At 40.7% G+C, this 14,589-nt stretch carries 11 protein-coding genes; 6 read left to right on the top strand and 5 right to left on the bottom strand.

All coding sequences use genetic code 11. The features are described 5' to 3' along the window. Nucleotides 1-237: 237 nt before the first annotated feature. The 3 genes from CWB78_RS08475 to CWB78_RS08465 all read left to right on the top strand — a co-directional run bounded on the left by CWB78_RS08475 (nucleotide 238) and on the right by CWB78_RS08465 (nucleotide 3,557). Entirely contained in the window at nucleotides 238-1,281 is a 1,044-nt protein-coding gene (locus CWB78_RS08475) for a flavin reductase family protein (RefSeq protein WP_138595062.1), read from the top strand. Then, the gene (locus CWB78_RS08470; RefSeq protein WP_138595060.1) at nucleotides 1,278-2,330 is read left to right on the top strand and encodes a fatty acid desaturase family protein; all 1,053 of its coding nucleotides are present in this window, start codon (nucleotides 1,278-1,280) and stop codon (nucleotides 2,328-2,330) included. The genes CWB78_RS08475 and CWB78_RS08470 overlap by 4 nt, the downstream gene beginning before the upstream one ends. Nucleotides 2,331-2,555: 225 nt before the next feature. Beyond that, nucleotides 2,556-3,557: a branched-chain amino acid aminotransferase gene (locus CWB78_RS08465; RefSeq protein WP_349304069.1), complete on the top strand. Its 1,002-nt coding sequence runs from the start codon at nucleotides 2,556-2,558 to the stop codon at nucleotides 3,555-3,557. 63 nt (nucleotides 3,558-3,620) lie between these two features. Here the strand turns inward: CWB78_RS08465 and CWB78_RS08460 are convergent, their stop codons facing one another. Together CWB78_RS08460 and CWB78_RS08455 are read right to left on the bottom strand one after the other, a co-directional pair. After that, complete coding sequence (locus CWB78_RS08460; RefSeq protein ID WP_138595058.1) at nucleotides 3,621-6,176, bottom strand: TonB-dependent receptor plug domain-containing protein; 2,556 nt, start codon at nucleotides 6,174-6,176, stop codon at nucleotides 3,621-3,623. Nucleotides 6,177-6,367: 191 nt separating this feature from the next. Continuing rightward, nucleotides 6,368-6,679 carry an Mpo1-like protein gene (locus CWB78_RS08455; protein ID WP_138595056.1) on the bottom strand — a complete coding sequence of 104 codons (312 nt, stop codon included), beginning with the start codon at nucleotides 6,677-6,679 and terminating at the stop codon, nucleotides 6,368-6,370. 152 nt (nucleotides 6,680-6,831) lie between these two features. Between CWB78_RS08455 and CWB78_RS08450 the strand changes: the two genes are divergently transcribed. Beyond that, entirely contained in the window at nucleotides 6,832-8,988 is a 2,157-nt protein-coding gene (locus CWB78_RS08450; RefSeq protein WP_138595054.1) for a prolyl oligopeptidase family serine peptidase, read from the top strand. Nucleotides 8,989-9,074: 86 nt separating this feature from the next. Here the strand turns inward: CWB78_RS08450 and CWB78_RS08445 are convergent, their stop codons facing one another. After that, nucleotides 9,075-10,367: an anti-phage deoxyguanosine triphosphatase gene (locus CWB78_RS08445; RefSeq protein WP_010390265.1), complete on the bottom strand. Its 1,293-nt coding sequence runs from the start codon at nucleotides 10,365-10,367 to the stop codon at nucleotides 9,075-9,077. Between the two features lie 181 nt (nucleotides 10,368-10,548). Between CWB78_RS08445 and CWB78_RS08440 the strand changes: the two genes are divergently transcribed. Both CWB78_RS08440 and CWB78_RS08435 read left to right on the top strand, forming a co-directional pair. Beyond that, nucleotides 10,549-11,358: a glucosaminidase domain-containing protein gene (locus CWB78_RS08440; RefSeq protein WP_138595052.1), complete on the top strand. Its 810-nt coding sequence runs from the start codon at nucleotides 10,549-10,551 to the stop codon at nucleotides 11,356-11,358. Beyond that, the gene (locus CWB78_RS08435) at nucleotides 11,351-12,010 is read left to right on the top strand and encodes a DUF2987 domain-containing protein (RefSeq protein WP_138595050.1); all 660 of its coding nucleotides are present in this window, start codon (nucleotides 11,351-11,353) and stop codon (nucleotides 12,008-12,010) included. The genes CWB78_RS08440 and CWB78_RS08435 overlap by 8 nt, the downstream gene beginning before the upstream one ends. A 61-nt stretch (nucleotides 12,011-12,071) precedes the next feature. On the opposite strand, the gene CWB78_RS08430 is transcribed toward CWB78_RS08435, so the two are convergent. Beyond that, nucleotides 12,072-13,250, bottom strand: a complete 1,179-nt coding sequence (locus tag CWB78_RS08430; RefSeq protein ID WP_138595048.1) for a GGDEF domain-containing protein — start codon at nucleotides 13,248-13,250, stop codon at nucleotides 12,072-12,074. 135 nt (nucleotides 13,251-13,385) lie between these two features. Continuing rightward, the gene (locus tag CWB78_RS08425) at nucleotides 13,386-14,276 is read right to left on the bottom strand and encodes a TIGR01777 family oxidoreductase (protein ID WP_138595046.1); all 891 of its coding nucleotides are present in this window, start codon (nucleotides 14,274-14,276) and stop codon (nucleotides 13,386-13,388) included. Between the last annotated feature and the right edge of the window lie 313 nt (nucleotides 14,277-14,589).

The following is a 14,589-nucleotide window of genomic DNA, read 5'->3' as shown; positions in this document are numbered from 1 at the left end:
TTAAGTATTTGGGATAAGTACAAGTGCACGCAATTTAATCGTTCTCCATTGGGTACTTAAGCGTTGTTAACCTTTAAATACCGCTCTAGAAAAATTGAATAATTACTCTAATGGGGTTGAAATTTAAAAATTCGAGCGTACACTTGTGCGCTGAAGTTTGGGCTTACACGTGTATGCTCAAATATAAAACCCAGCAGAAACTAATGGGTAGTCGATTTAAATAGAGAATTTATAACCATGTTAACTCCGGTATTAGACCAATTTTCAAAATGGTTTTTACACCATCAAAGCTTTGCAGCTTATATTGAGCCAATAATGCAAAAGTTTAAACCTGCGTGGCGCGCTGACCTTTTTCGAGCCAAGGTTGTTGATGTTCAAGCGCTAAGCGGGCGATTTTTAAGTATTTCACTTAAACCAAGTAAAAAGTGGCCTATACATATTGCTGGTCAACACATTAGCTTAACGGTGGAAGCTAATGGACGTTTGCTTAATCGAGTGTTTACTTTGGCATGCAGCCCCGCACAATATAAGGCGACAGGTTTACTTCGTTTATTAGTAAAAACAGATCAGCAAGGTCATTTTACAAGCCAATTGCAAAATGCATTAGCGGTGCAGCCATGGTGTAATATTTCTCCACCAAGTGGCGACTTTGTATTTAAAAGCTGGCACAAACCCAGCACGTTTATTGCTGGTGGTTCGGGAATTACGCCTATGCTTGCTATGCTTGATCAGCAGCTAGGTAATACTGAGCATCAGATAAAATTAATTTACTTTGCTAAAGCAGGTGAGCATCAATGCACTAATGAGTTAAAAATGCTGACACAGCAATATAATCATTTTTCTTACGTACTGCTTACACGGGATCGAAGCCCATATTTAACTACTCATATAAATACGGACGATAATCCTGATATATATTGCTGTGGTCCTGCTGGCTTTATGCAAGAAGTTGCAGATTTTACTCGTCTACTTAATTTAACCTATTACCAAGAATCGTTTGCTCTATCCATGCCTAAATTGACTGACGACAATCATTTTTCAGTAATAATAAATAAAGACACGCATGTAGTGACTAGTAATGAGGTGCTATTAAACCAGTTTGAAGCAAAAAAACTCCCTGTGCAGCGTGGTTGCGGCATTGGTATTTGCCATCAATGCCAGTGCATTAAAAAGTCGGGAGTGGTGCGTAATTTAAAAACTAATCAATTATCAGATACTGGCGAGCAGTTAATTCAACTGTGTGTGAGCCAGGCCGTTAGCGATTTGGAGTTACAGCTATGACAACTATAAATTATCAACAGTTAGCCGATGATTTAGATGAAATTAAAATGTCGACATTAGCTACAGTTGGGCAAAAGGATGCAAACTATATTCGTTCTATTGTGCGTAAGCAGCGGTTTTGCGAAATAGGCGGACGGATTTTATTGATGCTTGGTTTTGTACAGCCATTATTGTGGGTAGCGGGTGTTTTATTACTTGGTTTGGCTAAAATTCTCGACAACATGGAAATTGGCCACAATGTAATGCATGGTCAATACGATTGGATGAACGACAAACAGCTTAACTCTAAAACTTACGAGTGGGATATAGCCTGCGACGGCCAAAGCTGGAACCGCGTTCATAACTTTGAACACCATACTTACACTAACATTATCGGAAAAGATCGTGACTTTGGTTATGGCTTATTAAGATTGAGCAATGACTTTAAATGGCGACTAAAAAATACATGGCAGTTTATTACTTATTTAAATCTGAGCGTGCTGTTTCAGTGGGGCGTGTCGTATCACGAGCTCGCAGGCGAGCGAGTCTTTATAGGTAAAAAGAAACCAAACCGTGAAGGTGCTGTGGCGCATAGCACCTTAAAAAAGCGCTTTTTTAGTAAAGGGGCGCGCCAACTAATTAAAGACTATGTGTTATTTCCAGTTTTGGCGGGGCCATTATTTTTGTGGGTATTAAGCGGTAATTTGCTGGCAAACTTAATTCGTAACCTATGGACCTCAACCATTATTTTTTGTGGCCATTTTACCGAGCAAACCCATACCTTTTATGAGCAAGACTGCAAAAACGAAAGCCAAGGGCAGTGGTATTATCGCCAAGCGCTGGGGTCGTCAAACATTAAAGGGGCACGTTGGTTTCATATTTTAACTGGGCATTTAAGCTTTCAAATAGAGCATCATTTATTTCCTGATTTGCCATCGTCCCGTTATCAAGAAATTGCGCCTAAAGTACAAGCTGCATTACAAAAGCAGGGCATTGCTTATAATACTGGCGGATTTTTTCATCAATACACCTCAGTGTTAAAGCGTATATTGCGTTATTCATTTAAATAGAGGTTAATAAAATAACCGCAACTATAATGTATGCATTAAATATTCAGCTAACCTTAAAATGCTAGCTGAATATTGCATTAAAGAGTTGGCAAGCGCTTTTTTGATTAAATAATCATCAGCACATGCAAAAAATTCTTCTAATTAATTTAAAAACTGCTCGTTTTGCTATGGTTAAATAGTAGCTGGTTGTCATACAATGGAGAAAAATAGACCACACAAGAGAGAATAAAAATGGCAGCATTTGGTACTGTGTTTATGCCGCAGATGATTCAAGCTAAGTTTTCTGACAACCAGTGGGGCGAAAGCTCAATTGTTCCTTGCGATAAGCTTGAGTTACATGCAGGTGCACACGTTCTTCATTATTCAAGTACATGTTTTGAAGGGTTAAAAGCCTTTCGCCACCAAGATGGCTCGGTTAATATTTTTAGAATGGACGCTAATATTGCGCGTATGCAGCAAAGTTCTGAATTATTGAGTTTACCTGCTGTTGATGGCGAGATGCTAAAAACAATGATCATCGATATTGTACGTGAATACGCCGATGAAACGCCGCTTCCTCCAGGTTCTATGTATATTCGCCCAACCCACATTGGTACGGAAGCTGCCATTGGTAAAGCGGCGGCACCGTCAATGAGTTCATTGCTTTACACGTTATTATCGCCAGTGGGTGATTATTTTTCAGGTGGTGCAACTGCGTTACGTGTTTTACTTGAAGAAGATGGTATGCGCTGTGCCCCGCACATGGGTATGATCAAAAGCGGTGGTAACTATGCCAGCGCACTTGGCCCAATTTCAGCAGCACGCACTAAATATAAAGCCGACCAAATTCTATTTTGCCCAGGCGGCGATGTACAAGAAACCGGTGCCGCAAACTTTATATTAATTGATGGCAATGAAATCATTACAAAAGCACTCGACAGCACATTTTTACACGGTGTAACCCGTAATAGCATTTTAACCATAGCTAAAGATTTAGGTATGACGGTTAGCGAGCGCAACTTTACTGTCACTGAGCTTTTAGAGCGTGCAGCAAAACCAGGTACTGAAGCAGCACTTTCAGGCACTGCGGCAGTATTGACTCCAGTAGGTACGTTTATCCATAACGATAAAGAATACAAAGTAGGTAACGGTGAACCAGGGCCAACAACGGCACGCTTACGTCAAGCATTGAACGACATTCAATGGGGTAAGAGCGAAGATAAACACGGTTGGTTAACTAAAATCTAATCGGGTTCTAATCTATAAAAAAAGCCACACTATTTAGTGTGGCTTTTTGGTTTAAATTACAGCTTAAAATTTCATTTCAATTTTGCCGTATACATAACGGCCATTAAAACCAAATGGTGAAAAGCCCGAGTACGAGAACAAGCGAGAGAAAGTGGTTACATCGCTCACCAGCTCACGAGTTGGATCTGGGTATACATCAAACACATTATTAGCGCCTAAGGTCAGAGTAAGGTTATTATTAAGTGCATAGGCAACATCTAAATCGGTGATCCATTTAGGTTCTAACACTTCGTTACGCTCTGGGTTTTCAGACGGGTCTTGTGTTTCACCGTAGCGAGTGCTGCGAAGTGTGGTGCGCCATTCGTTAAGTGTCCATGTTGCGCTAAGGTTGTATTTATTGCGCGGCGTGCTCACTTCAAAACGACGTAGCTCGTTACCCGAGAACAAATTATCTTGCTCAACCCCAACACTTTGTAATTGTGCTGGTGGGTCAATAATATCGATGACTTGGTTTTTACCGTAGTTGTAACCTAAATTAAACGCTACATCACCGTAATTGTCGGTGATTAAATTATAAGAAGCGACGACGTCAACGCCACGGGTTTTGCTATCGATCGCGTTTAAGAAAAATCGACCTTGGTTAGCGCCTGTGCCCTCAAGTAAGCTTGCAACGCCTGCGCCCGATAAGTTATTTGATAACACAATACGGTCATCAATTAATATTTGGTAGTAATCCACCGATAAGCTGAAGTTGAAGTCGGTTGACCACGTAAAGCCTACCCCGTAGTTAGTAGCTTCTTCTGCGTCTAAACCTGGTGAACCCAATGCAACGGCAACGTCGCTGCTTGGCGCAAAGGTACCTGTTTGTGTAGGTTCGCCATCTACAAATACAGTCGCTACCGAGGTAAAGTATTGCTGTTGTAAAGAGGGCGCTCTAAAGCCGGTTGATACAGAGCCGCGTAGTGCTAAGTCTTCTGTAAGTGTATAGCGGGTGGCAATTTTACCATTAAGCGTGTCGCCAAAATCAGAGTAGTCTTCGTAACGCGCGGCGATGGCAACATTCCAGTTATCTGTAATAAAGGCTTCTAAGTCAACGTAAAGGCTAACATTGTGGCGGCTGTTGTCACCCGCAGATTCAGGTGTGAACCCCGGGAACACTTGTGAACCTGCAGAGCCGAATGGGCCATTAACCGGATCGGTCACGGCACCACCTGGGCCAAAATTACCACGCGCATAAGAGGCTTCTTCACCTGCTTGAATTTCATACCCTTCGTGGCGATACTCAGCGCCCACTGCCACGTTAATTCCGCTGGCTAAAAAGTCAGCATCAATCTCACGGCTAAAATCAAGATTAATAGTCAGCTGATCGTAAGTTAGCGTGCCTGCATCAAAACTAGTTTGGCTACTTGGCCCATATGAAGTGTTTAAACTATTAATAACACCAAAGTTAAAGGCATCTTGGCCATATACAGCAGAAGTATCGTAGTTCCATTCATTAGCAAAGCCTTTCACACCTAAAGCCAATGAAAAGTCATCAATGTCTGAGGTGATCACTGGCAAAAAGCCATCTGGGTATATTTCTATAACGTTACGGCTGTCTTGGGCGCGACGATAAAAACCACCGCCTTCGCCTTCACGCTTGCTGTAAGAGCCAAACGAGTAGAGCTCAGCATCGTTAGTTAATTGATAACCGGCATTGTAAAACAGCGCAAAGTCTTCAACAGTGCCGTTGCCAAAGTTATGGTTGTAACGATCCCATGTGAATTCGCGTGGGTCGAGAGAGCCATCAGGTAAACGAGCGTAGTTTTCGCGTTGGTCGTAATCAGAGCGGTTGGTTGAGCTGCGATCGCGATATTCACTAGAAATACTCAAAAAGCCGTTATCGCCTAATTCAAACCCCATATTACCTTGCAGAGTTAAGGTTTGGCCGTCGGTAAGCGAGCGGTCGCTGCCCTCAGTAAAAGCTAAGTCACCATTTGCGTCCTCAGAGACCGATTGTAACTGCGCTACACCGTCCATATCGGTAATATTTGCACCATATACGGCACCCAAACTACCGCCACTGCTATTGCTTTTAAGGACGATATTAATCACCCCGGCAATAGCGTCTGAGCCATATTGAGCTGCGGCGCCGTCGCGTAATACTTCAATGCGTTCAATCGCGTTTGCAGGAATAGCGTTTAAATCAACTGATGACGAGCCTCGACCCGTTGAGCCGTTTAAATTTAGTAGCGCGTTACTGTGGCGACGTTTACCATTTACGAGTACCAAGGTGTGATCAGGGGCTAAGCCACGCAGTTGAGCTGGGCGTACGTGGTCGCTGCCATCGGTAATTGATGGTTGGGGGAAATTAAAACTTGGTAATAACGTACTTAATAATGCATTGGTTTCTGTTTGCCCTGAACTTTTTAAGGCATCATTACTGATAATATCAATAGGCACTGGGCTATCTTCAACTGTGCGGCCTAGTCGGCGAGAGCCAATAACACTAATTTGTTCAATGTTTTCTTGCGCCTGAGTCTCTTGCTCAGCGGCATTAACCGTCCATGAGCCAACAAGTGCAGCGGCGATACTTAAAGTGATGGTTTTTTTTGCTGTAAATAGCGGTGTAAGTTGCATAACTAATTTCCCTCATTCGATGCTCTACAGGTGGTTTCAATTTAATCTTTTTAAATTAATGAACTAATTGAAATTACTGTTGTCAAGGTAGACCATTTCTACAATCGAGGTCAATTGAATTACATTCAATCTACATTTTATTTACAGCGAGTAAGATGAGGTGTTTGTGATACCGAAGCGTAAGTAGCCATTTACCATTTAATTTTGCCAATCAGTATATCTTTAAACATGACCCAATCACCCCATAAACTGTATAACGGGTGCTTAAATGTGGCGGGGCGGTTTTTTTCAAAAAAGAAATGCCCAACCCACGCAAAGCCATAACCAACCACCGGTAATAACCATAACAATACGAATTGTGAGCTAATAAGCGCATAGCCGGTCAAAAGCAACACTAAACTACTGCCAATAAAATGCAGCCTGCGACAAGTTTTATTACGATGCTCTTTTAGATAGTAAGGGTAAAAGCGTTTAAAGCTGGTAAAAGATTCAGTTTCTGTCATTACTCAACCTGTTAGTGTTTAAAAGTTATTCATTTATTTAAGCGCAATTTAGCGCAGGTTAACAGCGATAAATGACGTTTACCGCAAGTTGATAGACAAACAAACAGAAAGTTAATAACTTAGGCTGACTATAAAAAAATAATGGTAAAGCAATGCTTAAAAAAACACTGACCTGTGCGGTTGTAATCGCACTTGCGGGTTGTTCACAACCTGCAGAAAACACTACTCAAAATGAAGTAAAAACAGCTATGAAAGCAGTTAACTCACTAGATTACCCTGAAACTAAAAAAGGCACTGTGGTTGACACTTACTTTGGTGAAACCGTGGCTGATCCGTATCGCTGGTTAGAAGATGATATGAGTGATGAAACGGCTCAATGGGTTAAAACTCAAAACAAGCTTACCTTTTCGTATTTAGAGCAAGTGCCTTACAGAGACACACTCAAACAGCGCCTTGAAAAACTCATGAACTACGAAAAAATCAGCGCGCCGTTTACTGAAGGTGATTACACTTATTTTTATAAAAATAATGGCCTGCAAAACCAGTACGTTTTATACCGCAGCAAAGACGGCGGTGAAGCTGAAGTGTTCTTAGATCCTAATACTTTTAGTGAAGATGGCACCACTTCAATGTCGGGTTTATCATTTTCAGAAGATGGTTCATTGTTAGCGTACCAAATTTCAGAAGGTGGTAGTGATTGGCGTAAAATCATTGTTATAGACACCGAGACCAAAGAGCAGGTAGAACAAGCACTAGTTGATGTTAAATTTAGTGGCGTTAGCTGGCTAGCAAATGACGGTTTTTACTATTCAAGCTACGATAAGCCAGAGGGCAGTGAGCTTTCTGCAAAAACTGATCAACATAAAGTGTATTACCATAAGTTAGGTCAAGATCAAGGCGAAGATACTTTAGTATTTGGCAATACAGCAGAACAAAAACACCGCTATGTGGGCGCTAAAGCAACCAAAGATGGTCGTTTCTTGTTTATTAGTGCCAGCGTATCAACCTCTGGTAATAAGTTATTTATTAAAGATTTAACCAAGCCAGATAGCGAATTTGTGACCGTAGTGGGTAACACCGACTCTGATACCAGCGTAATTGACAACGAAGGCAGCAAGCTATTTTTGGTTACTAACTTAAATGCACCAAATAAAAAAGTAGTGACGGTTGATGCAAGCAATCCACAGCCTGAAAATTGGCAAGATTTTATCCCAGAGACTGAAAATGTACTTAATGTAACCCTTGGAGGAAATACGTTTTTTGCCAACTACATGGTTGATGCTATTTCTAAAGTGAAGCAGTACAACAAACAAGGTGAGTTGATCCGTGATATTAGTTTACCAGGCGTCGGTACAGCGGGTGGTTTTGGCGGTAAAAAAGAGCAAACTACGCTTTATTACTCGTTTACTAACTACAAAACGCCAGGTACGACTTACAGCTTTGACGTGCAAAGCGGTGAGTCAAAAGTATACCGTAAGTCAGGGATAGATTTTAATAGCGATAACTATACCTCTGAGCAAGTATTTTATATCTCTAAAGATGGCACTAAAGTACCGATGATCATCACTTATAAAAGTGATATTAAATTAGATGGCAGCAACCCAACTATTTTATATGGCTATGGTGGCTTTAATATAAGCTTAACACCTCGCTTTAGCTCTACAACAGCAGCTTGGCTTGAGCAAGGCGGCGTATACGCAGTTGCTAATATTCGTGGTGGTGGTGAATACGGTAAAGAGTGGCATAAAGCAGGTACACAATTGCAAAAGCAAAACGTATTTGACGACTTTATTGCTGCAGCTGAATACTTACAAGATAAAAAATACACCTCTAAAAAGCGCTTAGCACTGCGTGGTGGTTCAAACGGTGGGTTATTAGTGGGTGCTGTAATGACCCAGCGACCTGACTTGTTTCAAGTTGCGTTACCTGCGGTAGGCGTATTGGATATGCTTCGTTATCATACATTTACAGCTGGCGCTGGTTGGGCATACGATTACGGTACTAGCGACCAAAGTAAAGAAATGTTTGATTATTTAAAAGGCTACTCGCCAATTCATAATGTAAAAGCAGGGGTTGAATATCCGGCGACGATGATCACTACAGGCGATCATGATGACCGCGTTGTACCGTCGCATTCATTTAAATTTGCAGCTGAGCTTCAAGCGAATCAAGCGGGTACAAATCCTACACTTATTCGTATTGAAACCAATGCAGGCCATGGTGCCGGTACACCAACCAGTAAAATTATTGACCTTTATGCCGATATGTACGGTTTTACGCTTTACAACATGGGCATTAAATCACTGTAGTGTGATTTTATAAACTAACGAAAAGCCGAGTTACGTAAGTGACTCGGCTTTTTTATGTTGACTAACCTGAGTTCAGATTAGTTAACTTATTGTATGGGGGAGAACAACCGTTGATAGGTTTTATAAGCGTATTCGTCGCTCATACCGCTTAAATAGTCACAAATAATACGCATACCTTGATTGTGTTTTTCAGCTTCAAGGTACAGTGCCTGCGTGGTTTCGGGTAATAAGCGCAGCGGATCGCTGGCAAACGCAGTAAATAATTCTATGAGTAGGTTTTGCCCTTTAAATTCTATTTGCTGCATTTGTGGGTCGCGTATTAAACGCTGAAATACAAAGTGTTTGAGGATCTGTAGCACATTTTCGTATTGCTGATCTAATTTTGCGGTGTGCTTTAAAATAGGGCACTCAAATTCATCGTTTTGGGTATCTAAATGAATATGAATAATAAAGGTATTCACCAGTTCGCCTATGGCGTCTTTTCGCTCATGTTCATACTTTGAAAATAACCGCTTGGAGAGTGACTCCAGCAAAGTGTTTAACCAGTCATAGTCAAGTGCTTGTAAATGCGGCAATGCATGGGTTAGCCAATCGTCTAAACTGAGCACATCCGTCGCTATGGCATCTTCAAGGTCGTGAACGGCATAAGCAATGTCATCAGCCAGTTCCATAATGGCACTGTCGAGTGATTTATAAAGGGTTTTAGCGCGATAAGCATCTGCGTGTTCTTGGCTAGATAATAACGCTTTATCACTTGCGCTAAGAGGCTCAATAATCCAATTAAATATCGCGGCATCGTCATTGTAAATACCTTTGGCTGGTCGCCAGTCATCGGCTTTTATAAACGCACGCTGTTTATTTTCTTGTGGGATGTTATGCCAAAGGTTATCAATAAAAGCTGGGTACTTAATAAATCCTAACAAGGTGCGTCTAGTTAAGTTCATGCCGTAGCCGTTACTATAGGGCTCTAGCTTTGCCACAATGCGCAGTGTTTGTGCGTTACCCTCAAAACCACCATGATCACGCATCATATAGTTAAGTGCAATTTCGCCACCATGCCCAAACGGTGGATGGCCTATATCGTGGGCTAAACATAAGGTTTCGAGCAATCCAGTAGATGGAAAATGTTCAAAGCTTGGATGTTGGACCTTTAAATGGCGTAATATGCCGGTGCCTATTTGCGAGACTTCTAATGAATGGGTAAGGCGTGTACGGTAAAAGTCGTTTAAGCCAATACCCATTATTTGGGTTTTAGCTTGAAGGCGCCTAAATGCAGCAGCATGAATGATTCGTGAGCGGTCGATTTGCCAAGGAGAGCGGTTATCGTTAGGGCGGTGCTTATATTGTTCAATTATTCTATTTTGCCACTGTTTATCCATGTCTCAACCTATCAATTCGTCTTCGGCTTTAGCACTTAGTATATTATAAATTGTAAGTAATAGGTGTATGAATTTTATTCGGTTGTTCAGTATTCGCGTTTATAAAGTGGCTTAGGTATAATGATGTTTCGTATGTATGTGACTACACCATACATAACTTAGAGTTAAATTGAGATAATACATGTTAAAAACTATTTTTCAGTTGTTGTTAGCCGCCGTTGTTATTTGGGCGTTGACCCTTCCGTTTATTGATGCTGATGAACTAGTATCAGACGAGCAAACCAGCTCTAACGACACAAAAAAAGAGAAGAAAAAAGAAAAACCATTGCACAACGTTAAGTTGCCAAAGTTCTCAGAATTCACTGATGTGAAAGAGAAAAAACATGCGTTTTTTAACTTTATTAAGCCTCATGTAGAAGCCGAAAACAAAAAGATTTTACAACAACGTGCAAACCTTGAAATTGCACGCATGATGATAGAGCACAGTGAACCGCTAAGTAAAAAACAAGCGGGCGACATAAAAAAAATACTTAAATCGTACGGATTACCTGAAACGTTAGATACCATTACCTTAAGCCAAGCACTGCGCCGAGTAGACATCATTCCTAAAGAGATGGCCTTAATGCAGGCAGCCAATGAGTCTGCATGGGGCACTTCACGTTTTGCACGAATCGGCTTAAACTTTTTTGGCCAATGGTGCTACAAAAAAGGCTGTGGCATGGTACCAAGAAGACGTAATAGTGAAGCCGAGCATGAAGTGGCTGCATTTAAATCGGTACGTGCAGCAGTAAGCTCTTATTTTAAAAATATTAATACCCACAATGCTTACAAAGAGCTACGTACTATCCGCGAAGACTTACGCGCACAACAAAAACCAATTTTAGCGACTAAATTAACGTATGGTTTAATGTCTTACTCTGAACGTGGTGAAGCGTACATTGAAGAGCTTAATACCATGATTAATCAAAACCGAGCGTACTTTAATGAATAAGCCGTTATTAAAATTAGTTACAGCCAGCTTTTTAGCAGTAGCAGCTAGTAGTGCCGTTGCTAAAGAATTTGTGATGTCGTATGACGGTTTTTACGACCGTTTAAAAGTGGTAAACAAAGGGGACTTTCAGTACGCCCGCGTAAACTTTTATATTAGCGATATTGGTACTAACGAAGTTTGTAGTATTAAAAGCGGTACTATTTTAACTGAAAAAAATGAGTACCCGCTTAATTATACCGACAAAGCGCAATTGCTATTACCGTTCGATAAACAGCTAGATACCGACAAAGCGGTGATTGTAGTTCAGCCAAAAAATCCGGTTCACGACTGTCAGTTAAAGCTACAAATAGAAGCTAAGGAACTAGATGGACTGGCGTTATCAAAGCAATCGTTATTGGTTATTAATAATGAGCTTGAAGAGCTATTAACAGACCTATCTGGCTTTTTTGTTAGCAAACTAATGTGGTTTTTATTACCTGAACAAAAAGGCGTGGTTGTTACCTTTAAAACTCCTAAGCAATTTGATGATGAGCGCATAACGTGCGAAAAGTCAGTGTGTTATTTTGAAGTAACCGATAGCTGGGAAGACAATACAACCGTATTAGCTGATATTAACGAGGTTGTTAAAGTAACGCCTTGGATAAGTAAGTAATTATATAATTTGTAAACGTATCAAGCGGCATCAACTATGATGCCGTTTTTTTATGGCTAAATTAAATGATGGCAGTGGGAGCTTTGGTTAATAAGCTTTTTTCATCATGGGTGACCACTTTATTTCGGCCTGTTTCTTTTGCAAGATAAAGGCGTTTATCGGCTTGTAACAACAGTGCTTGCATATTTAGCTCGCGCACTAACATGCTACTTATTCCGGCACTTACAGACAGTGCAATGCTATTACCATTAAAATAAAACGGGTATTCATTAATACTACTGCAAAGCTTTTGAGCTAACAGCCTGGCTTGCGCTAAGTTCTGTTGATTAAGAAAAATAGCAAACTCTTCTCCACCAATCCGAGCAGTAACTCCAAGCTCAAAAAACAATTCGTTAATATGTTGTGCAATCCACTTTATCGCTTCATCCCCGGTTTCATGGCCGTATTGGTCGTTCACTTGTTTAAATAGGTCAATATCGAGCATGATCAGCGATACTCTGCTGTTAAGAGGCGCGTTTTTAGTTATTTTTTTACATAAACGGAAAAATCCACGCCTGTTTAAAAGCTGCGTTAACGGATCGTGATTCGCTAGATTGATCAGTCTAGACTCAGCATTAGCAAACTTAATAAACGGTAAAATTAGCGCAGTAGCGGTAGTTAAAAATAAATGCGTTACCAATAACAGCTGTAATCCAAAAGCTAAGCTGGCTTGACTGATTTGGCTTGAGTAGAGCAAAACAAGGAGTACAACTTGCAACAGCATCACCACACTGTGGATTGTAAAACAGGCAACGAGTAAGCGTTGTTGGACTACTGCAACACTTGGAGTTTTAATCATTAAATACGCAGCGTAACTAAATAATACAGCAGTAATAATGCTGGTAATAATTTGCCCTGCATCTATAAGGTACACTGCAAGTAAAAGCGTACAGCACATGGCACAAGTATAGTATAAAGGTGTTAATTTTATCGCTGGTGCTTGGCTTTGTGGTATTAACCCTAAAATAACGAGTAGTGGACTTAAAATAATAAAAACGTAAGCAAAAAAGTGGGTTAATAATGGAAACTCAATAAAATCTCTTAAACCAATTAGTGCTATTGCGGTAATAAACGAGCAACAGGCGGTAGCAAAAAATAAATAGCAAGGTTGTTTTTTGTATCTATAAACAGAAAAAAAGAACACAGCAATAAACAAGTTAAGAATAAAACAGAGGCTAATTAATGTAGGTAAATGAAGCATGTTTAAGGGGCTCTTTTAGCTAGTTGAAGGCGTTTATACAGCTATAAGTATTAGGTAGTAACACAAAAATAGCAAGAGGGTAAAAAGTATTAACTTTTACCCCCTACTACAAACTTAATCCGTTAAGGCCAGTAGCTAGACTAAACTTTCTAATGCAGCGTCAATTTTAGTAAAGTGAAAACGATAGTTATGGTCTAATGCTTTTTTAGGTACCACATACTGGCCGGTAGTAAGTAAGTCGGCCATTTCACCCATTAATATATTAAGCACCCCAGCAGGCATAGGCATAAACGCAGGGCGTGACAATGCTTTTGCGAGTGATTGGCTAAACTGCTTATTGCTTAGGGGCTCAGGAGCTGTGGCATTAACAGCTCCTGATATTTCTTTATTGCGAATTAAAAATAAAATGAGCTGAACCATGTCATCTATATGGATCCACGACATACCTTGCTCACCATTGCCAATTGGACCACCTACGCAAAGCTTATATGCTGGTAACATTTTACCAAGCGCGCCGCCTTTTTTAGCCAATACAATACCGGTACGTAATAAGCACACTCGAGTTTCGTCAGACTCAGCCTTTAAAGCTGCTTGCTCCCAATCTTTGCACAGTTGGTGGCTAAATTCATCATGAGGCTCTGTATTGTTTTCATCAACCAGAGTGTCGCCTTGTCGACCATAATAACCAATTGCACTGCCAGATATAAAGGTATGTGGTGGGGTATGGCACTGCTTAATAGCATCACTAATCGCTTGCGTAACAATGATTCGGCTATCGCGAATGACTGCCTTTTGTTTGTCGCTCCAACGTTTATTTACAATAGGCTCACCGGCTAAGTTAATAACAACGTCAACGGTATTAAAATCAACATCTTCAAGGCTATCAACTGCATTTATCTGGTGCCCTAGCAATACTTTTGCTTTGGTTGGGTTTCTGCTCAGTACAGTAACATCGTGGTGGTGCAACAAGAAAGGGCAAAGGTGCCTACCAATTAAGCCTGTGGCGCCAGTAAAAAATATATGCATTGCAACTCCAAAATTATAAATAAAGCAGGATGTTTAAAATTTATACTCTCCAGCTCAACGATTTGCAAATTTATACGTACCAATAATTTTTATGATCACCTAGGGTCTGTTGGCCTTTGCGGATTAATATTTGTTCAAACTAGGGGCGATTTAATCGCGGCGCGAGGTTTGTAACCTAGTGGGCTAAGTCAAAACCGAGCAACAAAGAGTAAATTGCCCCTAGACAGAACCCGAAGGGCAGCGCCTGTTTGGCATTGATGCTGCGTTTTCGCTTATTTATGGGGAAGAACCTCAGTTCATAGGCTCTGCCTTC

Source organism: Pseudoalteromonas sp. S1612 (assembly GCF_005887175.1).
In the GTDB taxonomy this organism is placed as follows: Bacteria; Pseudomonadota; Gammaproteobacteria; order Enterobacterales; family Alteromonadaceae; genus Pseudoalteromonas; species Pseudoalteromonas undina.
The sequence above is the reverse complement of the archived record's forward strand: the minus strand, read 5'-3'. Positions and strand labels throughout refer to the sequence as shown.